The 21,897-nt window shown below is 65.2% G+C and carries 20 protein-coding genes and 1 pseudogene; 11 read left to right on the forward strand and 10 right to left on the reverse strand.

From position 1 onward, the window contains the following. The first annotated feature begins 16 nt into the window (after positions 1–16). A complete protein-coding gene (locus ADBZ9O_RS26320; protein ID WP_526526051.1) occupies positions 17–805 on the forward strand; it encodes a purine-nucleoside phosphorylase in 789 nt (262 codons plus the stop codon). Here the strand turns inward: ADBZ9O_RS26320 and ADBZ9O_RS26325 are convergent. Then, the gene (locus ADBZ9O_RS26325; protein WP_526533522.1) at positions 751–1,890 is read right to left on the reverse strand and encodes an AbrB family protein; all 1,140 of its coding nucleotides are present in this window, start codon (positions 1,888–1,890) and stop codon (positions 751–753) included. The two genes, ADBZ9O_RS26320 and ADBZ9O_RS26325, sit on opposite strands and share 55 nt — an antisense overlap. A gap of 136 nt (positions 1,891–2,026) precedes the next feature. Here ADBZ9O_RS26325 and ADBZ9O_RS26330 point away from each other — a divergent pair, with 136 nt between their 5' ends. Next, positions 2,027–2,479: a MarR family winged helix-turn-helix transcriptional regulator gene (locus ADBZ9O_RS26330; RefSeq protein ID WP_526526052.1), complete on the forward strand. Its 453-nt coding sequence runs from the start codon at positions 2,027–2,029 to the stop codon at positions 2,477–2,479. Further along, entirely contained in the window at positions 2,476–4,017 is a 1,542-nt protein-coding gene (locus tag ADBZ9O_RS26335) for a phospho-sugar mutase (RefSeq protein WP_526526053.1), read from the forward strand. Before ADBZ9O_RS26330 ends, ADBZ9O_RS26335 begins: the two co-directional genes overlap by 4 nt. On the opposite strand, the gene upp is transcribed toward ADBZ9O_RS26335, so the two are convergent. Then, positions 3,999–4,622: a uracil phosphoribosyltransferase gene (upp, locus tag ADBZ9O_RS26340; RefSeq protein ID WP_526526055.1), complete on the reverse strand. Its 624-nt coding sequence runs from the start codon at positions 4,620–4,622 to the stop codon at positions 3,999–4,001. The two genes, ADBZ9O_RS26335 and upp, sit on opposite strands and share 19 nt — an antisense overlap. Positions 4,623–4,671: 49 nt before the next feature. Beyond that, entirely contained in the window at positions 4,672–5,238 is a 567-nt protein-coding gene (locus ADBZ9O_RS26345; protein WP_526526057.1) for a YdcF family protein, read from the reverse strand. A 114-nt stretch (positions 5,239–5,352) separates the two neighbouring features. On the opposite strand from ADBZ9O_RS26345, the gene satS reads away from it, so the two are divergent. Both satS and ADBZ9O_RS26355 read left to right on the forward strand, forming a co-directional pair. Then, entirely contained in the window at positions 5,353–6,636 is a 1,284-nt protein-coding gene (satS, locus tag ADBZ9O_RS26350; RefSeq protein WP_526526059.1) for a protein export chaperone SatS, read from the forward strand. A 202-nt stretch (positions 6,637–6,838) separates the two neighbouring features. Further along, positions 6,839–7,681: an alpha/beta fold hydrolase gene (locus tag ADBZ9O_RS26355; RefSeq protein ID WP_526526061.1), complete on the forward strand. Its 843-nt coding sequence runs from the start codon at positions 6,839–6,841 to the stop codon at positions 7,679–7,681. Here the strand turns inward: ADBZ9O_RS26355 and ADBZ9O_RS26360 are convergent. Continuing rightward, the gene (locus tag ADBZ9O_RS26360; RefSeq protein ID WP_526526062.1) at positions 7,678–8,775 is read right to left on the reverse strand and encodes an adenosine deaminase; all 1,098 of its coding nucleotides are present in this window, start codon (positions 8,773–8,775) and stop codon (positions 7,678–7,680) included. The genes ADBZ9O_RS26355 and ADBZ9O_RS26360 overlap by 4 nt on opposite strands. 133 nt (positions 8,776–8,908) lie before the next feature. Here ADBZ9O_RS26360 and ADBZ9O_RS26365 point away from each other — a divergent pair, with 133 nt between their 5' ends. Then, complete coding sequence (locus ADBZ9O_RS26365) at positions 8,909–10,381, forward strand: GGDEF domain-containing protein (protein WP_526526063.1); 1,473 nt, start codon at positions 8,909–8,911, stop codon at positions 10,379–10,381. 15 nt (positions 10,382–10,396) lie between these two features. On the opposite strand, the gene ADBZ9O_RS26370 is transcribed toward ADBZ9O_RS26365, so the two are convergent. Both ADBZ9O_RS26370 and ADBZ9O_RS26375 read right to left on the reverse strand, forming a co-directional pair. Then, positions 10,397–11,707 carry a thymidine phosphorylase gene (locus ADBZ9O_RS26370; protein WP_526526064.1) on the reverse strand — a complete coding sequence of 437 codons (1,311 nt, stop codon included), beginning with the start codon at positions 11,705–11,707 and terminating at the stop codon, positions 10,397–10,399. Positions 11,708–11,726: 19 nt separating this feature from the next. Beyond that, positions 11,727–12,140, reverse strand: a complete 414-nt coding sequence (locus tag ADBZ9O_RS26375) for a cytidine deaminase (RefSeq protein ID WP_526526065.1) — start codon at positions 12,138–12,140, stop codon at positions 11,727–11,729. 334 nt (positions 12,141–12,474) lie between these two features. Here ADBZ9O_RS26375 and sdhC point away from each other — a divergent pair, with 334 nt between their 5' ends. The 4 genes from sdhC to ADBZ9O_RS26395 are packed head-to-tail and all read left to right on the forward strand — an operon-like array spanning position 12,475 to position 15,836. Then, entirely contained in the window at positions 12,475–12,813 is a 339-nt protein-coding gene (gene sdhC / locus ADBZ9O_RS26380; RefSeq protein WP_526533524.1) for a succinate dehydrogenase, cytochrome b556 subunit, read from the forward strand. A 44-nt stretch (positions 12,814–12,857) separates the two neighbouring features. Continuing rightward, the gene (locus ADBZ9O_RS26385) at positions 12,858–13,277 is read left to right on the forward strand and encodes a succinate dehydrogenase hydrophobic membrane anchor subunit (protein WP_526533526.1); all 420 of its coding nucleotides are present in this window, start codon (positions 12,858–12,860) and stop codon (positions 13,275–13,277) included. A gap of 17 nt (positions 13,278–13,294) precedes the next feature. Then, positions 13,295–15,049, forward strand: a complete 1,755-nt coding sequence (gene sdhA / locus ADBZ9O_RS26390) for a succinate dehydrogenase flavoprotein subunit (RefSeq protein WP_526533528.1) — start codon at positions 13,295–13,297, stop codon at positions 15,047–15,049. Between the two features lie 4 nt (positions 15,050–15,053). Beyond that, positions 15,054–15,836, forward strand: a complete 783-nt coding sequence (locus ADBZ9O_RS26395; RefSeq protein WP_526526067.1) for a succinate dehydrogenase/fumarate reductase iron-sulfur subunit — start codon at positions 15,054–15,056, stop codon at positions 15,834–15,836. A 47-nt stretch (positions 15,837–15,883) separates the two neighbouring features. On the opposite strand, the gene ADBZ9O_RS26400 is transcribed toward ADBZ9O_RS26395, so the two are convergent. Next, positions 15,884–17,134 (reverse strand): IS30 family transposase, encoded by a 1,251-nt coding sequence (locus tag ADBZ9O_RS26400; protein ID WP_526524756.1) that lies wholly within the window; start codon positions 17,132–17,134, stop codon positions 15,884–15,886. A 132-nt stretch (positions 17,135–17,266) separates the two neighbouring features. On the opposite strand from ADBZ9O_RS26400, the pseudogene ADBZ9O_RS26405 reads away from it, so the two are divergent. Continuing rightward, positions 17,267–18,136: pseudogene (locus ADBZ9O_RS26405) on the forward strand (type IV toxin-antitoxin system AbiEi family antitoxin); the annotation flags it as partial. On the opposite strand, the gene ADBZ9O_RS26410 reads toward ADBZ9O_RS26405, so the two are convergent. Genes ADBZ9O_RS26410 through ADBZ9O_RS26420 form a run of 3 tightly spaced genes read right to left on the reverse strand, consistent with a single transcriptional unit; the run spans position 18,125 to position 21,890 of the window. Continuing rightward, a complete protein-coding gene (locus ADBZ9O_RS26410; RefSeq protein ID WP_526526068.1) occupies positions 18,125–19,582 on the reverse strand; it encodes an aldehyde dehydrogenase family protein in 1,458 nt (485 codons plus the stop codon). The pseudogene ADBZ9O_RS26405 and the gene ADBZ9O_RS26410 overlap by 12 nt on opposite strands. Beyond that, positions 19,579–21,186: a fatty-acid--CoA ligase FadD1 gene (fadD1, locus tag ADBZ9O_RS26415; RefSeq protein WP_526526069.1), complete on the reverse strand. Its 1,608-nt coding sequence runs from the start codon at positions 21,184–21,186 to the stop codon at positions 19,579–19,581. The genes ADBZ9O_RS26410 and fadD1 overlap by 4 nt, the downstream gene beginning before the upstream one ends. Next, positions 21,183–21,890 carry an SDR family NAD(P)-dependent oxidoreductase gene (locus ADBZ9O_RS26420; protein ID WP_526526070.1) on the reverse strand — a complete coding sequence of 236 codons (708 nt, stop codon included), beginning with the start codon at positions 21,888–21,890 and terminating at the stop codon, positions 21,183–21,185. Before ADBZ9O_RS26420 ends, fadD1 begins: the two co-directional genes overlap by 4 nt. Positions 21,891–21,897 lie beyond the last annotated feature (7 nt).

The following is a 21,897-nucleotide window of genomic DNA, read 5'->3' on the forward strand; positions in this document are numbered from 1 at the left end:
GCTAGTCTGCCTCTCTGTGACCAGTTCCCTCGCGCAGCAGGCCGCCACCGCCATCGCCGATCGAACCGGGGCGGCCCGCCACGATGTGGCGGTGGTCCTCGGCTCAGGCTGGGCGCCTGCTGCCGGCGCCCTCGGCACACCCTCAGCGGTGGTGCCGATGTCGGAGCTACCCGGATTCACCCCGCCGTCCGCGGCCGGTCACGGCGGTCAGGTGTTATCGCTTGCGGTGGGCGATAACCGGGTGTTGGTGCTGCTGGGCCGGATTCACGCCTACGAGGGCTACGACCTGAGCCATGTGGTGCACCCGGTGCGCACCGCCTGCGCGGCCGGTGCGCGCACAGTGGTGCTGACCAACGCCGCCGGCGGACTGCGTAGCGAGTTCACGGTCGGCCAGCCGGTGTTGATCAGCGACCACCTCAACCTGACCGCGCGGTCACCGTTGGTGGGCGCCGAGTTCGTCGACCTGGTCGACGCGTATTCACCCCGGCTGCGGGCCCTGGCGCGCGATATCGATCCGTCGCTGGCCGAAGGGGTGTACGCGGGCCTGCCGGGACCGCATTACGAGACGCCCGCAGAGATCCGGATGCTGCGCACGCTCGGCGCCGATCTGGTGGGCATGTCGACCGTGCACGAGACGATTGCCGCGCGGGCCGCCGGTGCACAGGTATTGGCCTTCTCGCTGGTGACAAACCTGGCGGCCGGTATGACCGGTGCGCCACTCAACCACGAGGAAGTGCTGGAAGCGGGCCGTCAATCGGCGACGGCGATGGGCTCTCTGTTGGGCTCGGTGATCGCCCGACTCTGACCGCTGTGACTCTGACCGCGGCGACCTACCCGCGCGGTCAGCGCGACCATGCCTCGTGCCAACAAGGGTGCACAGAACAGCATCACCAGCACCCGCAGCACCTGTGCGGCGATGATGAAGGTGACATTCGAGCCGGTCTCGACCGCGGTCGCCAAGACCGCGTAGATACCGCCGGGGCTGGTGGCGAGGTAACCCTCCAGCGGGGTCAGTCCTGCGACTCGCGCCAGCAGCACACCCAGACCGGCGGTCGCGACGGACAGCGCGACGATCAGCCCAAGCGCCAGGGGTAGAGCGCGCCCGATGGAGCGGATCGACTCCCTGGTGAAGGCCACTCCGGCCTGCCACCCGATGAGTACGTAGCCGATCTGCACCAACACCACCGGTACGGACAGGCCAAACGACATCCCGGTCAGCTGCAGCACGATCGTCACTGCCATCGGGCCGAGCAGACCGGCACCGGGCAGGCGGGCAAGTTTGCCGAGCGCGGCACCACCGACCGCGATCACCGCCACCATCGCAAGGCTGAAATACCAAGGTGCTGACACGCTTTCGGCGGTCGGGACGCTCGGGTGCGAACGATCCGGTGCGAAGGCCAGGGTCACCACGATCGGCATCGCTGCCGTCACCAGACCCACCCGCAGGTACTGCACCACCGCGACCACCCTGTCGTCGCCACCGAGCTCACGGGCGATCGCGACCAGGCCGGAGGCGCCGCCGGCAACCAGGGCCAGCGCACCGGTGAGCGGGCTGACGTCGCGGTGCAGACCCATCAGTGCGCCGGCGACCACGCTGATCAACAGCGTTGCCACGACGACTGCGAGCACTATCGGCCAGTGCGAACCGAGCGCGCCGACGGCGTCACCGTGGACCATCGTGCCGATGTAGACACCGAGCACACCCTGGGCCAGCAGACCGGCCCGGCGCGGCACACCTGACGGTGCCACCGACGCCAGGGCCAACACGATGCCGACAGCGAGGGCGGCGAACAGTGCGGCCGACGGCACGCCGATCAGGGTGAGGGGGACGGTGACGGCCACCGTGGCGACTGTCAGTAATAACCAGCGCGACAGCTGCCACCTCGCCATATATCCCTCGACCTCTTCCCTGTCTGCCATCCGACCCTCTTCACTCACTAATGACAAGTATGTCCTTGCTTTTATTTCAAATCAATCCGGTGTTTTGCGGTATCCATCGGCTATATACCAAGGTATACCTTTGGGTATGACGCAAGACACCCCGTCGGCAACCGAGTTACGCGAGTCGATGATGGCCTTGGCCCGGCAGATGCGCAGGCACCGTCCGGATAACGGTTTGACCACCAGCCAGATGGAGGTCTTCGGCGAAATCAGCCGTAGCGGGGTGACTACCCCCGCCGAGCTGGCCGCACGCATGCATGTTCGGGTGCAGTCGCTGACCGACAGCATCAACGCCCTTGAGGCCCGTGACCTGGTGACCCGCCGCGCCGATCCCGTGGACCGGCGTCGGCAGCTGCTCGAGATCACCACCCTTGGGGCGGAGGTGCTCGACGAGGACCGCGGCGAGCGGGATGCCTGGTTGCACGCCACCATGCGCGACAACTTGTCCGATCTGGAGTTCAATCTGCTGATGTTGGTCGCCCCGGTCCTGCGCAAGCTGGCCGACGCAGAGGTGATGGCGGCACAATCAGCGTCATGACCACCGATGTACCGCTGGCGTTCGGCACTGCGGGCCTGCGCGGCCCGATGCGCGAGGGCGTCGGCGGAATGAATGTGGACCTGGTCGCCAGGGCCAGCTGGGCAGTGGCTCGCGTGCTGACCGATCGGTGTTTGGGCGGGTCCACCGTGGTGGTTGGCCGCGATGCCCGCCACCATTCCACCGAGTTTGCCCTTGCCGCCGCTGAAGTCTTTGCCGCCCAAGGCTTTTCGGTCACCCTGCTGCCAGACCCGTTGCCGACGCCGGTGGTCGCTTTCGCGGTACGCAAGGGCAATGCGGCGGCGGGTGTCCAGATCACCGCGTCGCACAATCCGGCAACCGACAACGGCTACAAGGTGTACTTCGACGGTGGCCTGCAGATCATCTCCCCCACCGACCGCGAGATCGAAGCTGCGATCGCCGCGGCCCCGCCCGCCGACCAGATCGCCCGGCGCGCAGTGCTGCCCGCCGATACCGAGGTGGTGTTGCGCTATATCGACCGCGCCGCCTCTGTTCGCTACGGCCGCGCCCCGGCCCGGGTGGCGCTGACGGCACTGCACGGCGTCGGCGGTGTTACCGCGGTCGAGGTGTTGCGCCGGGCCGGCTTCGACGACGTACATACAGTGGCCGAACAGTTCGAACCCGATCCCGACTTCCCCACTGTGGCCTTCCCCAACCCGGAAGAGCCGGGGGCAACAGATCTGGTCCTGGCGTTGGCCGCCGACGTCGACGCCGACGTCGCGATCGCCCTTGACCCGGATGCCGACCGTTGTGCGGTCGGGATCCCCACCCCGACTGGCTGGCGGATGCTCTCCGGCAACGAAACCGGCTGGCTACTGGGCGATTACATTCTGTCCCAGGTCGATCCCGGCACTGTCGCCGAGCACACCGTGGTGGCCAGTTCGATCGTGTCCTCGCAGATGCTGGCGGCCATCGCTGCCGATTTCGGCGCCCGCCACGTGCAAACGTTGACCGGGTTCAAATGGTTGGCCAGGGCCGACGCCGGCCTGCCGGGCCACACCCTGATCTACGCCTACGAGGAGGCGATCGGACACTGCGTGGACCCGTCGGCCGTGCGGGATAAGGACGGGATCAGCGCGGCGGTCCTGGTCTGCGATCTGGTCGCCACGCTGAAAGCTCAGGGCCGCAACGTAACCCAGGCTTTGGACCTACTGGCTCGGCGCCACGGCGTACATGTCACCTCAGCGGTGACGACGCACATCGACGATGCGGCCGGGGTCATGGCGCTGTTGCGCGGGGATCCGCCCACCCGAATCGGGGGTATCGCGGTCGAGGTGGCAGATCTGCTGCACGAACGCGGCCAAGGCCGCACCGATGCCCTGATCTGCACCGGTGGCGACGAGCAGATCTCGTTGCGGCTGGCGCTACGCCCTTCGGGTACCGAGCCGAAGATCAAGTGCTACATCGAAATTCGAGTGGCGCCGACCGAGTATCTGGACGACGCCCGTGCCCGCGCGGCGACTGCGCTGCGCGCCGTCGAATCCGATGCGACAGCGCTTCTTCAGCGTGGGCCGAATTGACGGTCACCCGCGTCGCCCAGACCGGGCACGATGTAGGCGATCTCGTTGAGGCCGTCATCGATGGTCGCGGTGTAGAGCCGCGCATCGGGTGCCGCCTCGGCCAGGACGGCAATACCTTCGGGTACCACCACGACGCAGACCACGGTGATATCGGCCGCGCCACGCGCTTGCAGTAACCCGATCGCGTGGGCCATCGACCCGCCGGTGGCCAGCATCGGATCCAACACCATCACGGGCCGGGTGCTCAGATCCTCCGGTAACGATTCCAGGTACGGGGTGGGCTGATGCGTCTCCTCGTCGCGCGCGACACCGACAAAACCCACCTGAGCGTGCGGGAGCAGCACCTGCGCCGCCTCGGCCATGCCCAGCCCGGCGCGCAACACCGGCACCAGCAGCGGCGGCTTGGCCAGACGGGACCCGACGGTCTCGGCGAGCGGGGTGCGGATGGTGAATTGCTCACACGGCGCATCCCTGGTGGCCTCGTAGACCAGCATCAGGGTGAGGTCATGCAGCGCAGCGCGGAACCCGGCGTTATCGGTGCGCTCGTCCCGCAGGGTGGTCAGCTGGGCTGCAGCCAGCGGGTGATCGACGACGCGGACATCCATAGCCGATGACCCTAGGCGGTCACCGCGCGGCGTGCGTGGACGCGCGCAGCTATGCGCCGGTACAACCCAGGATCGCCGCCTTGGCCATCCCCCCGAATTGATAGGCGTAGATGATCCCCCACTCCAGCGGGTGATAGGGGTAGGTGTGCGGTGACGACCGCATCGTGACGGTGCCGTCGAAGCACTGGTGAAAGATGTAGCGGGCCCGGACGAGGTGGAAATTCCACGACACCACGATCACGTGCTGCCAATGGTGCTGGGCCGCCGCGCGCTGGACGAACATCGCCTCACCGCGGGTGGTGAAGGGCGACGGGCGAAAGCAGATCACCGTGATCTTCGCCGTGCCCGACGCACATGCCCGGGTGATGGTCGGCTCGCCGCGGTCGTAGGAATCAGAGATGACCACGGTGTCGGCGTAACCCTGCCGCGCCAGGTCCAGGCCGTAATCGATGCGGCCGTCAAGATCGCCACCGAGCACCACGATGGCATCAGCCTTGCTGAGCGGATCGCCATGCGGGCGGGTGAACAGGACATAACCGGTGATGCCGAACACCAGCAGAACAGGAAGGATGACCACTGCCGCAGCCATCGCCGCGCGCTTCAGCCTCCCTTCCACGGCGCCAGATTACAGGCGGCAAAGCCGCCGCGATCGCCTGCGATGAGGGGCCGGCGGGTCCGTTTAGCCGGGGAACCGGCGGCGCCGCCAGCGGGCGTCGTTATCCTGTGCCGCATGGCTGCTGATCTTGTCCCGATCCGTCTTGGCATCACCGCGGGCGACCTCTACACCCTGTGGGCGCCCCGCTGGCGCGACGCCGGCGACGAATGGGAGGCGTTCCTCGGCAAGGACGAAGACCTCTACGCCTTCACCAGCGCCGCGGATCTGGTGGCCTTCGTGCGCACCGACACCGATAACGATCTCGCCGACCATCCGGCGTGGCAGACCGTGGTCGAAGGCTCGGCGCACAAGCTGAACCCCTCCGAGGCGCGGCAGTTCGACCTGATCGCCGTCACCGAACTGGTTGCCGAAAAGCCGACCGAAGAGTCGGTGCGGACACTGGCCAGTGCGCTGGCGATCGCCTCCTCCATCGGTTCGGTGTGCGAGCTGCCCGCGGTGACGAAGTTCTTCAACGGCAACCCCACCTTGAGCAGCGTCAACGGCGGTATCGACGAGTTCAGCGGTAAGGCGGGACTCAAGCGGTGGAACAACATCGCCATCATCGTCGGACGCAGCTGGGACAACGTCATCGCCGCGATTGACGAGGTCGTCACCACCCCCGAGGTCGACGAGGCGCGCTCAGCCAAGGCCGCGCAGGAGTTGGCCGAGCCCGCCCCCGACGACGAGGAGGAGGAGGTGCTGGTCGATGACTCCGCGCTCGACGATGATGACGACGACGAGTTGCCTGCCGCCGCCGTCACTGTCGACGCCCAGGAAGCCGCCGCCGAGAGCAGTCTGGTGCTCGGGGACGACGAGGACTTCTGGGTCAAGGTCGGCATCGACCCGATCCAGTTGATGACCAGCTCGGGGACGTTCTACACGTTGCGCTGCTACTTCGATGACCGCCCGATATTCCTGGGCCGCAACGGCAGAATCAGCGTCTTCACCTCCGAGCGTGCGCTCGCCAGGTACCTGGCCGATGAGCACGATCACGACCTGTCCAGCTTGAGTACGTATGCCGATATCCATACGGCGGCCACCGACGGATCACTCGACGTCGAGGTCACCGAGGACAACATCTATGTGCTGACCGGATTGTCCGACGATATCGCCGACGGTCCTGACGGCGTCGACACCGATCAGCTGGACCTGGCGGTCGAGTTGTTACGCGATATCGGCGACTACTCCGAGGAAGACACCGTCGACAAACTGCTCGGCGAGGATCGCCGGCTCGGTGCATTCGTCAAGTACGTCCTGGCGCCGGGCTCCACCACCAAACCGGCAGCGCCATATGCGGATGTGGTCGACGAGTTCGAGAAACTCGAACGTTTCGCGGATTCGCGCCTCCGCAGGGAGTAGGCCCGGTCGCCGAGGCGGGCGAGGAACGAGCCCGGGGAGAGAGGGGCCGGGCGCGTAGAGTAGGCCCGGTCGACGAGGCGGGCGAGGAACGAGCCCGGGGAGAGAGGGCCGGGCGCGTAGAGTAGGCCCGGTCGCCGCGATGATTTTGTGCACCCCGGATGGTCAGTACCCCTGACCTAACGTTCGGACCCCGGAGGACCGCATGACCATTACCGACGGCCTGATCTCTCGTTCACTCGATGTCCCTGGCGCCCGCCTGCATTACGAGGTCCGCGGCACCGGCCCGCTGCTGTTGGTGATCGGTTCGCCGATGCCGGCCGCCGACTTCGCCCCGCTGGCCCACGCACTGGCCGGTGACCACACCGTCGTCACCTACGACCCGCGCGGGCTGGCACACAGCACCATCGACGACCCAGCCCAGGACGCCACGCCTGATCTGCGTGCCGATGACGTAGCGGCGCTGATCGACGTCCTGGGTGGTGAGGCGGATGTGTTCGGCTCCAGCGGCGGCGCGGTCACCGGGCTGGCGTTGGTCACCAAACATCCGGACAAGGTGCGCACCCTGGTCGCGCACGAACCGCCGGTGACCGAACTGCTGCCGGACGCCGCTGAGCAGCGGGCGGCGACCGAGGACATGATCGAGACCTTCCACCGCGACGGGCCGGAAGCCGCGTGGATGAAGTTCATGCTCAATGCCGGTTTCGATCTAGCCGGTTTCGATCTGACCGGCGACGAACAGGGCGCACCGGTCGGGCCCGAACCCACGCCCGAGGAGCAGGCCCGTCAACTCGCCGATATGACGCGGTTCTTCGACCACGAGATGCGCGACACCATCGCCTACGTTCCCGATATCGCGGCGCTGCGGCGCGCCCGCGTGGTGATCGGTATCGGCGCCGATTCCACACGGCTGCTGACCTACCGGACCAGCACCGCGCTGGCTGATCTGCTGGGCACGACGCCGGTGGAGTTTCCCGGTGACCACGGCGGGTTCATCGGTGCGCCAGGCCCATTCGCCGACCGGTTGCGGACCGTACTGTCGGATTAGCCGATCAGCACAGCGAATCGCGGCTTGATGACTTCGTCGATGATCGCCAACCGCTCGTCGAACGGCAGGAACGACGATTTCATCGCGTTGATGGTGAACCGCTCCAGATCACTCCAGCCGTAACCGAACGCCTCGACCAGCCGCAGCATCTCCTGGCTCATCGTGGTGTCGCTCATCAACCGGTTGTCGGTGTTGACGGTGACGCGGAACCGCAACCGGGCCAACAGGTCGAACGGGTGCTCGGCGATGCTGGCGACGGCCCCGGTCTGGACGTTGGAACTGGGGCACAGCTCGAACGGGACGCGTTTGTCACGCAGGATGGCCGCCAGCCTGCCGAGGTGGGCGTGACCGTCGGCGTCGACAGTGATGTCATCGACGATCCGTACCCCGTGCCCGAGCCGGTCGGCACCGCAGAACGCGATCGCCTCGTGGATGGACGGCAACCCAAACGCCTCACCGGCGTGAATCGTGAAGCGCGCATTGTTGTTCCGCATGTATTCGAACGCATCCAGGTGCCGGCTCGGCGGGTAGCCGGCCTCCGCTCCCGCGATATCGAAACCGACGACACCCTTGTCCCGGAACCGGATCGCCAGCTCGGCGATCTCGCGGGACCGGGCCGCGTGACGCATCGCGGTGACCAGGCAACGCACGGTGATGGTGCGACCCTCCGCGGCGGCCGCCTTCTCGCCGTCGGCGAATCCGGCCAGCACCGCGTCGACGACAGCGTCCAGCGACAGGCCCTGATCGATATGCAGTTCCGGGGCGAAGCGCACTTCGGCGTAGACGACGGAGTCGCGGGCGAGATCTTCTACGCATTCGAAGGCCACCCGGTGCAAGGCTTCCGGCGTCTGCATGACGGCGACGGTGTGTGCGAACGGCTCCAGGTAGCGCACCAGCGATCCGCTGTGGGCGGCGGTCCGGAACCACGTCGCCAGTTCGGTGACGTCGGTGGCAGGTAGATCGTCATACCCGATCTGGGCGGCGATATCCAGGACGGTGGCCGGTCGCAATCCACCGTCGAGATGGTCATGCAGCAACGCTTTGGGGGCCTGTCGGATCACATCGATATCGCACGGTCCCTGCGGTGTGGTCATGGCTCTATTTTGCGCTTCCGAGTCGCGGCTCTCACCTACCCCCAGATACCACGAGCGAAGTGCCATGCTTCGTCTGCGTTAAATTGCAGTTCCCAGCTCAAAAGGGCAGTTACGACCGGCATATGATGCGACCATGTGGATCAGCTCGATCGACCGGATTCGATCGAACCCCGCACACACAGCTCTCGTCGGCCTGGTGTTGGCGATCACCTACATCGCGCTCGGCCGACTCACTTTCGCGGTTTCTGTCGAACACAGCAACGTCACCAGCGTCGTCTTCGCACCTGAGGGTGTCGCATTGGCATTGGCCATCATCTTCGGCCCGCGGGTCGCCTGGGGAGTGCTGGTCGGCCAGACGGTCCTGTCGCTGTGGTCCGGCCCATCCCTGCTGGGTGGCATGACTATTGGTGTCGTCAACAGCCTGGAATGCGCCCTCGGGGCCATTCTGTTCGCGCGTTGGAGGATCTCGCCGCAACTCGCCCGACCCCGCGACGTACTCCTCTTTGTCGCGCTGATTTTCCTGGTCTTACAACCCATCAGCGCCACCGGCGGAGTCAGCGTGCTGTGGGCGGTCGGGGCAATCCCGCTGGACTGGATCCCCGACTCATGGGAACAGGTATGGAATCAGGGCATTCAACACCCGCTCGCCAACGCGAGCGAGATCCCGTCGGCATGGATGCACTGGTGGATCGGCAACTCCGTGGGCCAACTCCTGGTCGGACCACTACTGCTGGCTTGGGCGTTGAAGGGCGCTTCCCGCCGACCCGAGACGAGATACGACCTGCTCTTCTGCGCGGTCGCCATCGGCCTATTAGGTGTCGCCGCAACCGCGCTGCCCATCTACCCCTTGCTGCTGCTTGGCGGAACCTATCCACTGCTGGTCTGGATCGGACTTCGGCGCGGCTTGCGTGGCGTCACCACAGCCAACGTTCTCATCGTGCCGGCCGTCACCTGGGCAGGAGCGTCTGGGAACGGATTTCTCTCCCATCTCGCCGTTCCTGACCGGCTCGCCTATGTCAGCTTCTTCATCGCCACGGCGTCCATCTTCTCGTTGATGCTGTTCGCGATGTTCGAAGAACGCCGGCTGCTTGTCGAAGCGCTAGACGAGCTGGCACGGCGGGATTCGTTGGTACCACTGGCAAATCGTCGGCACTTCGTTGAACGCCTGCGACACTGGCTCACGACGTCGAACGAGAGTGACGCCTCGTTGGCGGTGGTGGCCTTCGATGTCGACCACTTCAAACGCATCAACGACGACAACGGCCATGCGGCCGGCGATTTGGCCCTCGTCGTGATCGCCGACACCTGCACAGCGATGCTCAGTACGGGTGACGTTGCGGCAAGGATCGGCGGTGAGGAGTTCGCCGTCGCACTTCCCGGCACCGATCTTCAGGACGCGCAGCGCTTCGCTGACCGTCTCCGCGACGCCATCGCGCACCAGCATCTGGCCGACGATGCACCCACCGAGTTGGTTCCCGTCACTGTCAGCGTCGGTGTCACTGTGGCTCGATCTGACGATTCACTCGACGCGCTCCTCAACCGCGCCGACGATGCGCTTTACGCCGCCAAGCGGGGTGGCCGGAACATCGTCGTCGCCGAAAGCTGACCGGCGACCACGCGCTCAGCTGATTCCCGTGCCAATCCGGTCGATGATCAACGGCCGAACCTCCGGTGGCGTGTCACCGACACTCCATGCGCCGTCCAGTTCGGCCATCGCCGGTCCGATTCTTGCCGGGTTATCGGTATAGAGAGTGAACAACGCATCACCAGCGGCGACGGGCTCTCCGGGACGGCGGTGTATCCGCAGCCCAGCACCGTGCTGGACCCGCTCACCAGGGCTGGCGCGGCCCGCCCCGAGCCGCCACACCGCGTGCCCCACCGCCAATGCGTCGATGCCGCCCATTGTGCCGCCCGCCGGTGCACGGACCGTCTCGCAATGGGCGCCGATCGGCAGCTCCGCATCCAGGTCGCCGCCCTGAGCGGCCACGATCGCCCGGAAGCTGTCCATCGCGGTGCCGTCGCGCAGGGTCTGCGCTGGGTCAACCGCATCGAGACCGGCCAGCTCGAGCATTTCGCGGGCCAAGGCGATCGTCAGCTCCACCACATCGGCCGGCCCTCCCCCGGCCAGCACCTCGAGCGATTCAGCCACCTCCACGGCATTACCGACGGTGCGACCCAGGGGCGTCGCCATATCGGTCAGCAACGCCCGGATCGGGATACCGCGCGCCGCACCGAGGTCCACCATCGTGCGCGCCAGGTCCCACGCTTCGGCTTCGGTCTTGAGGAAGGCACCCGAGCCCACCTTGACGTCGAGCACCAATGCGTCGGCGCCTTCCGCGAGCTTTTTGCTCATGATCGAACTCGCGATCAACGGCAACGACTCCGTCGTTGCGGTGACGTCCCGCAGCGCATAGATCTTGCGATCGGCAGGCGCCAGCTGCCCGGCGGCGAAGATGGCCGCCCCCACATCGCAAAGCTGCTGACGGACTTGCTCTTTCGAGATTTCGGCAGTGAATCCAGGGATGGCTTCCAGCTTGTCCAGCGTGCCGCCGGTATGCCCGAGACCGCGCCCGGCCGCCTGCGGCACCGCTGCGCCACAGGCGGCAACCACCGGAACCAGCGGAATGGTGATCTTGTCCCCCACCCCGCCCGTGGAGTGCTTGTCCACCAAGGACAGTGGCTTCCCGGCACGGCGCAGATCGGAGAAGTCCAACTGTTCACCGGAGGCGATCATCGCCGCGGTCCACCGGGAGATCTCGGCCCGATCCATCCCGCGCAGGAAGATCGCCATCAGCAGCGCGGCCATCTGTTCCTCACCGACACCACCCCGGGTGTACTCGTCGATGACCCAGTCGATCGCCGCATCGGACAACCGGCCGCCATCACGTTTGGTGCGGATCACCGTCGGCGCATCGAATGTGAACTGGGTCACGGCTTTTCCTTCTCCCGGATCAGTCGGCTGCTCGCCCGTAGCGGGCGATGTCGTCGGGGCCGAATGCGTCGGGCAACAGTTCGGCGAGCCGCTTCGGCCCGGACGGGTGGTCGATCAGCATGTCAGAACCGCCGTGCTCGAGCAGGACCTGGCGACACCGCCCGCACGGCATCAGCAAGGTGCCCGCACCATCGACACACACCAACGCGATCAGCCGTCCGCCACCGCTGGAATGTAGGTCGCAGACCACAGCACACTCGGCACAGAGACCTAGGCCATATGAGACATTCTCCACATTGCAGCCGACTACCAGCCGACCGTCGTCGACCAACGCCGCCGCCCCGACGGGGAAGTGAGAGTACGGTGCGTATGCGTGCGCGGTTTGCTCAATTGCCTTGTCTTGCAGGGATTTCCAATCGATATCAACCGACATGTCGAGGCCACCGTGTCAATTCTGAATGCATTCCGAAAACCCACTTCGCTCGTTGATCCAACGTGAAGGCCACCCTAACTTTTATGCGCTGACCCCGCCTTTCGGTATTACGGCAGTTCGATCGACCCTGTAAATGGGATTAGAGTCCAAACGGCGGCTTCCCGATCCCCTTTTCCAGACATGATGGTGATATCGAGACACCGCCACGCCGGGCTTTCTCAGTGGGGTTCGGCGTCCACCGATGGCGTTGGAGGCACTGATGAGTACAGCGGCAATAGAGCCGACTCAACAGGAGAGGCCGCGCAGGCGAACCCTGTATCGCGGCGACCCAGGCATGTGGTCGTGGGTATTGCACCGCATCACTGGCGCGACGATCTTCTTCTTCTTGTTCGTCCACGTGCTGGATACCGCGCTGGTGCGGATCAGCCCCGAGGCCTACAACGAAGTCATCGACACCTACAAGACCCCGATCGTCGGGCTCATGGAGGTCGGCCTGGTGGCAGCCGTACTGTTCCATGCGCTCAACGGCATCCGGGTGATCCTGATCGACTTCTGGTCTGAGGGTCCGCGGCATCAGAAGAAGATGTTGCTCGGCATCGCGGTGATCTGGTTGCTGGTGATGGTGCCCTCGCTGGTCGTGATCGGTATCCACATGTCGGAGCGATTCCTGTGACCGCGCCCGATAGTCAGCTGGGTCGCGGCGATATCGCCCCGATCATGGAACGTAGCCACGACCGGCCGGCCGGTCTCGATAATCCCCGGGCACCGCGACGTCGAAACGGTATGCCCAACTTCGAGAAGTACGCGTGGCTGTTCATGCGCTTCTCCGGGATTGCCCTGGTCTTCCTGGCGCTGGGGCATCTGTTCGTCATGCTGATGTGGGAAAACGGCGTGTACCGCATCGACTTCAACTATGTCGCGCAGCGCTGGGCCTCGCCGTTCTGGCAGACCTGGGACCTGTTGCTGCTGTGGCTGGCCCAGCTGCACGGCGGCAACGGCATGCGCACGATCATCGCCGACTACACCCGCAAGGACTCCACCCGGTTCTGGCTGAACACACTGCTCGCGTTGTCGATGCTGTTCACCCTGGTGCTGGGCACGTATGTGCTGTTGACCTTCGACGCAAATATCTCCTGAAGGACAAAATGAGCTCGATCATTCAAGAACACCGCTACGACGTCGTCATCATCGGCGCAGGTGGCGCAGGTATGCGCGCGGCCGTGGAAGCCGGGCCGCGCGCCCGCACCGCGGTCCTGACCAAGCTGTACCCCACCCGCAGCCACACCGGCGCCGCCCAAGGCGGCATGTGTGCCGCGCTGGCCAATGTCGAGGACGACAACTGGGAGTGGCACACCTTCGACACCGTCAAGGGCGGTGACTACCTGGCCGATCAGGACGCCGTCGAGATCATGGCCAAAGAGGCCATCGACGCGGTGCTCGATCTGGAAAAGATGGGGATGCCGTTCAACCGCACCCCAGAAGGCCGCATCGATCAGCGCCGGTTCGGCGGGCACACCCGCGACCACGGCAAGGCCCCGGTGCGCCGGGCTTGCTACGCCGCTGACCGCACCGGTCACATGATCCTGCAGACCCTGTATCAAAACTGCGTCAAACACGACGTCGAATTCTTCAACGAGTTCTACGCGCTGGATATCGCCCTGACCGAGACGCCCGGCGGACCCGTTGCCACCGGCGTCATCGCCTACGAGCTGGCCACCGGCGGGATCCACATCTTCCACGCCAAGTCCATCGTGTTCGCCACGGGCGGTTCGGGCCGGATGTACAAGACCACCTCCAATGCCCACACCTTGACCGGCGATGGCCTGGGCATCGTGTTCCGCAAGGGACTTCCGTTGGAGGACATGGAGTTTCACCAGTTCCATCCGACCGGTCTGGCCGGCCTTGGCATCCTGATCTCCGAAGCCGTGCGCGGCGAGGGTGGCCGGTTGCTCAACGGCGAGGGCGAGCGATTCATGGAGCGCTACGCACCGACGATCGTCGACCTCGCACCCCGCGATATCGTCGCCCGCTCGATGGTGCTGGAAGTACTCGAAGGCCGCGGCGCCGGACCGAACAAGGACTACGTCTACATCGACGTGCGTCACCTGGGCGCCGACGTCCTCGAGGCCAAGCTGCCCGATATCACCGAGTTCGCGCGCACCTACCTCGGCGTGGATCCGGTCACCGAACTGGTGCCCGTCTACCCCACCTGTCACTACGTGATGGGCGGTATTCCGACCACCATCAACGGCCAGGTGTTGCGCGATAACACCAATATCGTGCCGGGTCTCTATGCCGCCGGTGAATGCGCATGCGTGTCAGTGCACGGCGCCAACCGGCTCGGCACCAACTCGCTGCTGGATATCAACGTCTTCGGCCGTCGCGCCGGAATCGCCGCTGCGGCTTACGCATTGAGCCACGACCACGTCGACCTGCCACCCGAGCCGGCATCGATGGTGGTCGGCTGGGTCGGCGATATCCTTTCTGAGCACGGCAATGAGCGCGTGGCCGATATCCGTGGCCAACTGCAGCAGTCGATGGATAACAACGCTGCGGTGTTCCGCACCGAGGAAACCCTCAAGCAGGCGCTCACCGATATCCATGCCCTCAAGGAGCGGTACTCGCGAATCACCGTGCACGACAAGGGCAAGCGCTTCAACAGCGATCTCCTAGAAGCCATCGAACTCGGCTTCCTGCTGGAGTTGGCCGAAGTCACCGTGGTCGGTGCCCTCAATCGCAAGGAGTCCCGCGGCGGGCACGCCCGTGAGGACTACCCCAACCGCGACGACACCAACTACATGCGCCACACCATGGCCTTCAAGCAAGGCAGCGAGCTGCTCTCTGACATCAGGCTGGATTACAAGCCCGTGGTCCAGACCCGGTACGCGCCGATGGAACGGAAGTACTGACACGATGACTGCCGTCATTTCCGAAGCCGAAAAGGGCGACCTGCCACTGCCACCCGTGCCGGAAGGCGCGACGATGGTGACGCTCAAGATCGCCCGCTTCAACCCCGAAGACCCCGACGCCACCGGCTGGCAGAGCTTTCGGGTGCCATGCCTGCCAAGCGACAGGCTGCTCAATCTGCTGCTCTACGTCAAGGGTTACCTCGACGGCAGCCTGACGTTCCGGCGGTCCTGCGCGCACGGTGTGTGCGGGTCTGATGCGATGCGCATCAACGGGGTCAACCGGCTGGCCTGCAAGGTGCTGATGCGCGATCTGCTGCCGAAAAAGGCGGGCAAGGACCTGACCATCACCATCGAGCCGATCCGCGGGCTGGCCGTGGAAAAAGACCTCGTGGTGAACATGGAGCCGTTCTTCGACGCCTACCGCGCGGTGAAGCCGTACCTGATCACCAGCGGTAACGCGCCGACCAAAGAGCGGATCCAGAGCCAGACCGACCGGGCCCGCTACGACGACACCACCAAGTGCATCCTGTGCGCGTGCTGCACGACCAGCTGCCCGGTGTTCTGGAGCGAGGGTTCGTATTTCGGGCCCGCGGCGATCGTCAACGCGCACCGGTTCATCTTCGATTCCCGCGATGAGGCCGCTGCCGAACGGCTCGACATCCTCAACGAGGTCGACGGGGTGTGGCGCTGCCGCACGACGTTCAACTGCACCGAGTCCTGCCCCCGCGGTATCGAGGTCACCAAGGCGATCCAGGAGGTCAAGCGCGCACTGATGTTCGCGCGCTAGCCTCTCCCCGCGAGCGTGCACGTACGTGCATTTTCGGACCGGCAGTTTTAAGCTGTGGATGCAACAGCTGGTGGTTTGAACGGGTTCGACAGTAGCTCGTCGAGGGCTTCGGTTGGGGTTTTCCAATCGAGGGTTTTGCGGGGTCGGTTGTTGAGTTTGATGGCGATGTAGTCGAGATAGTCAGCCGGAAACACCGATAGGTCGGTGCCTTTGGCAAAGTATTGGCGCAGCAGTCCGTTGGTGTTCTCGTTGGTGCCACGCTGCCACGGCGAATGCGGGTCGCAGAAGTAGATGTCCAAATCGGTCGCCGCGGCGACCGCGGCGTGGTTGGTCATCTCCCGGCCCTGATCCCAGGTCAGGGTCTGACGCAGGATCGCCGGCAGCGCGGCCATCTTGGCCACAATCGCCTCTTGTACCGCGGTGGCGCCGTGACCATCGGGCAAGTGCAGCAGCATTAGGAACCGGCTGGCGCGCTCCACCACGGTGCCGATCGCCGAGCCAGACGCCACGCTGCCCATGATCAGATCGCCTTCCCAATGCCCAGGCACCGCGCGGTCCTCCACCTCAGGTGGGCGCTCACTGATGTTGACCATGTCCCGGATACGTCCGCGACGCTCATCGGCACGGCGATGCGGTCTACGTAACGCCCGCCCAGTGCGGAGACACTGATGTAGCTCGCGGCGCAGATTCCCTTTGCCCTGAACATAAATCGCTTGATAGATGGTCTCGTAGGACACCCGCATCTCCGGATCGTCGGGGAAGTCGATCACCAGCCGTGCAGCGATCTGCTCGGGGCTGTGCTGCTCGACGCTCAACCGAGTCTGCACCTCCTCGTGGAGCCGCGCATTAGTCGCCAGCCTGCCCGGCCTGCCACGCCGGGCCCGCCGCCGGGCATGCCCGTGAGCGGTGCTGGCCCGATACCGCGGCTGGGCATCCCACCCACCCTGACGGACCCCGAACCTATACCGCGATCGATACCTACCGCGGCACTTGCCATTACGGTTGATCTCGCGCATCACTGTCGAGGCCGCGCGCTTCAATCGCCGCGCTATCGATTGGATCGACTCACCGCGAGCAATACCGTCTTGGATCTCTTCGCGTTCCTCGAGGCTAAGCCGAGGCCTCCGCCGTACTCCGTTGTCGGGAAATCGTGGTTTCACCCCACCGAGCTCAGCAAACCAACGATAACCGGTGAGCCCTGACACGCCGACAGCGATCCCGGCCTCTCGGGGCAGTATCCCGTGGGCAATCAAATCCCAGAACTGACGCTCTACACACGCCAACCGCATCGCACCCATAACAACCCCTCAGATGGAGGCTGTTGCAATGACCGCTTAAACCCAAGACCGGCGAAATGCACATGGGTGCACCCTCGCGGGCACTGCACAGGGTGATTAGCGGACGGTGTGGGTTTGCCACACCATGCCGGAGTGACACCTGAACTCGACAGGATTTTCGCCGTGCAGGGTGGCGTGGCCACCTCCCGACAAATCCATCAGCACGTCAGCAGGGCAGCGATGCAGCGCTACCTGCGGAAACATTTGCTGTTTCGAGTGTGGCCAGATATCTACAGCAAGACTCCACCCGACACCCGCACCCGGTTGACCGGGCTCGACCTGAGGTGCGGAGAGTCGGTAGTGATTTGTCTGTCAACTGCCGCCGCCAGATACGGGTTCGACACCGAGGGAGGTGGGGCTCTCCACGTGCTGAACCCCGTTGGGCACCAACTACGCAACTCCTCCGATCTGACCGTGCATCGTCGCGCCGGCGTCCCCTTGGCGCAGGTTGCTGGACGCCTCGCGTCGGCACCGGACTGGACGGCCGTCGAGGTGGCTCGGGAGCTCAATCGGCCTCGTGCCCTGTCCACACTCGATGCGGCATTGCGCAGCGGCACGTGTGAGCCCCCCGATCTCCTCCGGGCAGCACTAGCGCAGTCGGGCAGACGCGGCATAGTTGCCGTCCGCGATCTCATCCCCTTAGCCAGGCCGGGAGCGGAGTCCCCGATGGAGAGTGAGGCTCGACTGGTGATGCTCGATTGCGGTCTGCCCGAACCCGTTCTGCAACATGAGGTGGTCGACTACGACGGGAAGCTGTGGCGGCTAGATTTCGCGTGGCCCGAAGCGATGGTCGCGGTCGAGTACGACGGATTCGATTGGCACAGTTCACCGGAAGATCTTCGACGGGATCGGCAGAAGCGAGCTGCCCTTGAGGAAATGGGATGGCGGCTGCTATCGATCGTCAGCGACGATGTTCGCAGGCGACCCGCGGGAATGGTCCGGCGGATAGGCTCAGCTCTGGCTGCGAGCGGCAGAAGTGCCGAATCTCCTCCGGTACATCGCCAGCTGCAGGTTGGCCAGCCGGGTATCACGAAAAGTGAAGGGCGGCGCCATCATCTGCGCGAGGCTGATCGGCGCCTTCGAGAACGCGACCGCACGGGCATGGGTGAAAGTATCGAAACCCGCTCTGCCGCGGTAGGCACCATACCCACTGGTACCGACGCCACCGAAGGGCAAGGCACTGCCGATGAAGTTGGCGGTGAAGTCATTGCCGTTGACCGAGCCTGATCGGGTGGCGGACTGTAACCGCTCGTGACGGTCGTTATCGTCGCCATACCAATACACCGTCAGCGGATGCGGGCGGCTGTTGATGTGCTCGATCGCCTCGTCCATGGCCCGGTACGGATACACCACCAGTACCGGCCCGAAGATCTCCTCGTGTGCGATCCTGGCCGCGTCCGGCACACCGGTAAGGACAGTCGGTGCGATCTTGCGGGTCCGTCGGTCCGGAAGCCGCTCTCCGATGGGAATATGTTGGTGCACTGAAGCTCCCCGCGCCACCGCATCATCGATGAGTCCGGTGACGTGGTCGTAGTGGCGTTCGTTGACAGCAGATGTGTACTGCTGGTTGTCCACGACGCGGGGGTAGGCCTGCTGCCACGCGTCCAACACAGCCGCGACGAAGGCGTCTTCATCCCCTTCGGGGACGAAAACGTAGTCAGGACACATGCAGACCTGGCCACCGTTGACCATCCGGGACGCGGCGATCCGATGCGCCGCGCGCCTGAGGTCGGCCGACGGATCGACGACGACGGGGTTTTTGCCGCCGAGTTCCAAGGTCACCGGCACCAGATTTGCCGCCGCCGCGGTGGCGACCAGCGCGCCGACGCCCGGGGATCCGGTGAAGAACAGGTGGTCGAACGCCTGCGCCGCGAACTCGGCGCCATCGGCCTGATCATCGGTGATGACGGCCAGTTCTTCTGGCGGAAAATAGTGCGGCGCAACATCAGCCAACACCGCTGCGGTGTTCGCGGTGATCTCCGAGGGCCGCATCATCACCCGATTGCCTGCCGCCAGCGCCGTTCCGGCAGGCAGCACGGTCAGCTGAACAGGAAAATTCCACGGTCCCATCACTCCGACGACACCGAGGGGATCGTGGCGGATGCGTTGTCGCAGACCAGCACCTGCCAGCACCCGGCCCCGGGCCTGCGGCCTGATCCAGGCACGCAGATGGCGCTTTTGATACTGCAGATCACCCATCGCGCCGACGATGTCCGCGAGCAGGGAGACCTCTCTGGCCCGGGTACCGAAATCCGCTGCCAGCGCCCCGACGAGCTCCTCGGCGTTATCAACCACCATCGCCTGTAGTCGCCTGACCCGGTCGATGCGGGTCGCGAGGTCGGGGATCCCGTCAGCGCGGAACGCGGCCCGCTGGCGTTCCAGGATGGTGGTGACCGCAGCCCCGCTCACTGCACAGCACCAAGCTCAACGGCGGCGGCGTAACCGGTCCCGCGGGCGTCGCGCTGCCACAGCACACCGTCTCCCCCGCTCACCCCTTCGGCGATCAGCTCGCGTTTGAGGATCTTGTTGGTCGCGGTCCGGGGCAGGTCAACGTTGATCCGCACGAAGCGGGGCCAACCCTTCGGGGAAAGGTCCGGTTGGTCGGTCAGGAAATCTTCGAAGTCCTTGGGCCGCAGCACCGCACCCTCGTTGAGGACAAGCGCGGCCATCACCTGGTCACCCACCCGCTCGTCGGGCACGCCATAGACGACGACCTGGTTGATCTGCGGTAGCCGCTGCAGGATGCGCTCGATCGGTGCGGCGGCCAGGTTCTCGCCGTCGACCCGCAGCCAGTCCGCGGTCCGCCCAGCGAGGTAGATCCAGCCTGCGGCGTCACGGTAGGCCAGATCGCCCGACCAGTACATGCCGTGTCGCATCCGCTCCGACGTCGCCGCCGTATCGTTGTAGTAGCCCGAAAATGCGCCGGCCCCTTCGGTATTGACCAGCTCGCCGACCGCGTCATCGAAATTGGTCAATGCACCGTGCTGATCGAAGATGGCGGTGGCGCATTCAGTGACCGTTTCCGGGTGATATACCGACACCCCGGGATAGCCCTTGCCAATGGAACCGGGTGGGGTGCCGTCCTCACGGACGACGATGACCGCGAACTCGCTGGATCCGAACCCGTCCACCACTCGACAACCGAACCGCCGGGCGAACTCGTCGATATCGCGGTCGGTGGCTTCGTTGCCGAAAGCCGCCCGCAACGGGTTGTCGGCGTCATCGGGGGCCTCGGGGCTGGCCAGCAGCAACGCCAGTGGTTTCCCGACATAGTTCAGGTAGGTGACGCCGTACCTGCGGATGTCGGTCAGGAACCGGGAGGCGGAGAACCGGGCGGGCACCATGGTGGCGCCGCTGCCGATCGCCACGGACCAGCCGGCGGCCACCCCGTTGGAGTGAAACAGCGGCATCGACAGATAACACACGTCGGCGTCGGTGATCTCGAACTGGTAGATCAGGCTGGCCCCGCACATCACCGCCATCGCATGGGCGAACGGCACCGCCTTCGGGTTCCCGCTGGTACCTGAGGTGAAGATCAGCATCAACGGGTCGGTGCCCTGTACTTCCCGATGAGGCACCAACGGTCCGGCGGTCGCCACGGCGTCGGCGTAGGCACGGCCGCCGACGTCGAGTACCACGGCGCCGCCCAGGTCGAGCCCGTCCAGCAGTGCCGCATGATCGTCGTCGACCAGCAGCAGCTGACAGTCGGCCCGGCGGATATCGTCCGACAGACCCTGTCCGCGACGGGTGGTGTTGATACCGCACAGCACATACCCGCCGAGTGCGGCGGCCGCCATCGCGCGCAACATGGCCGGTGAATTGGTCAGCAGCGCGCCAACATGCAGGGCCCGGCCGGGTTGCGCCAACGCGATCAGCACCGCGGCCTCGGCAGCGGCCTCTGCCAGATGTTCGCGCCACGTCCAGGTTCGGTCGCCGTAGGCCACGGCCGTGCTGTCATCGTGTACGCGGCCGCGCAGCAGCTGTTGAACGGTCTCGATATGCGGTCCAGTCATGCGGTGGCTCCTCCGTCGACGACGAACTCGGCTCCGGTGCAGTAGCTTCCGGCGTCACTGGCCAGGAATGCCACCAATCGCGCGATCTCCGACGGATGCGCTGCCCTGGGAATCGGCAGATGGGACAGGTCAAGGCTGGGCGCATCGATCATCGGCGTATCGACCGCACCCGGGCAGACACAGTTCACCCTGATCCCCAACGGAGCCAATTCGATTGCCGCCGAGCGACTTGCACCACGCAGCCCCCATTTCGACGAGGCGTAGGGCAATGCGCCGCCGAAACCCCGCAGCGCCGCCGTCGACGCGATATTGATGATCGAGCTGCCCGACGGCATCACTGGTGACACCGCCCGGATACCCAAGATCGGGCCGATCAGGTTGACATCGACGATCTCGCGGATCTCGGCCGGTGACCAGTCGGCGAGCGGCGCTTTGCGGTATCTCCCCGCGTTGTTGATCAATACATCGATCCGGCCGTGTTGGGCGACCACGTCCTTGACCAAGGCGTTCCAGCCGTCGGGGTCCGTGATATCGAGATCGCGACAGTCGACACCATGGATATCGCAGGCCACCACCTGGGCACCTAGTGTTCGGAACAACTCAGCCTCGGCGGCACCCTGACCCTGCGCCGCGCCGGTGACGACGACGACCTTGCCGGCCAGACTTTCAATTCCCGGCAGTCCCACACTGGGCGCGCTCATCATCGCTGCC

The sequence above is a fragment of the Mycobacterium sp. genome, from assembly GCF_965229105.1.
Classification (GTDB): domain Bacteria; phylum Actinomycetota; class Actinomycetes; order Mycobacteriales; family Mycobacteriaceae; genus Mycobacterium.

Excerpts from the sequence above, each read along its gene's own strand:
- sdhC (WP_526533524.1), top strand. The coding sequence starts at position 12,475 with ATGTGGTCGTGGGTATTGCACCGCATCACTGGCGCGACGATCTTCTTC.
- ADBZ9O_RS26400 (WP_526524756.1), bottom strand. The coding sequence starts at position 17,134 with ATGGGTGCGATGCGGTTGGCGTGTGTAGAGCGTCAGTTCTGGGATTTG.
- ADBZ9O_RS26420 (WP_526526070.1), bottom strand. The coding sequence starts at position 21,890 with ATGATGAGCGCGCCCAGTGTGGGACTGCCGGGAATTGAAAGTCTGGCC.
- ADBZ9O_RS26335 (WP_526526053.1), top strand. The coding sequence starts at position 2,476 with ATGACCACCGATGTACCGCTGGCGTTCGGCACTGCGGGCCTGCGCGGC.
- ADBZ9O_RS26355 (WP_526526061.1), top strand. The coding sequence starts at position 6,839 with ATGACCATTACCGACGGCCTGATCTCTCGTTCACTCGATGTCCCTGGC.
- ADBZ9O_RS26365 (WP_526526063.1), top strand. The coding sequence starts at position 8,909 with ATGTGGATCAGCTCGATCGACCGGATTCGATCGAACCCCGCACACACA.
- satS (WP_526526059.1), top strand. The coding sequence starts at position 5,353 with ATGGCTGCTGATCTTGTCCCGATCCGTCTTGGCATCACCGCGGGCGAC.
- upp (WP_526526055.1), bottom strand. The coding sequence starts at position 4,622 with ATGGATGTCCGCGTCGTCGATCACCCGCTGGCTGCAGCCCAGCTGACC.
- ADBZ9O_RS26325 (WP_526533522.1), bottom strand. The coding sequence starts at position 1,890 with ATGGCGAGGTGGCAGCTGTCGCGCTGGTTATTACTGACAGTCGCCACG.
- ADBZ9O_RS26330 (WP_526526052.1), top strand. The coding sequence starts at position 2,027 with ATGACGCAAGACACCCCGTCGGCAACCGAGTTACGCGAGTCGATGATG.
- ADBZ9O_RS26395 (WP_526526067.1), top strand. The coding sequence starts at position 15,054 with ATGACTGCCGTCATTTCCGAAGCCGAAAAGGGCGACCTGCCACTGCCA.
- ADBZ9O_RS26385 (WP_526533526.1), top strand. The coding sequence starts at position 12,858 with ATGGAACGTAGCCACGACCGGCCGGCCGGTCTCGATAATCCCCGGGCA.
- ADBZ9O_RS26360 (WP_526526062.1), bottom strand. The coding sequence starts at position 8,775 with ATGACCACACCGCAGGGACCGTGCGATATCGATGTGATCCGACAGGCC.
- fadD1 (WP_526526069.1), bottom strand. The coding sequence starts at position 21,186 with ATGACTGGACCGCATATCGAGACCGTTCAACAGCTGCTGCGCGGCCGC.
- ADBZ9O_RS26375 (WP_526526065.1), bottom strand. The coding sequence starts at position 12,140 with ATGTCGGTTGATATCGATTGGAAATCCCTGCAAGACAAGGCAATTGAG.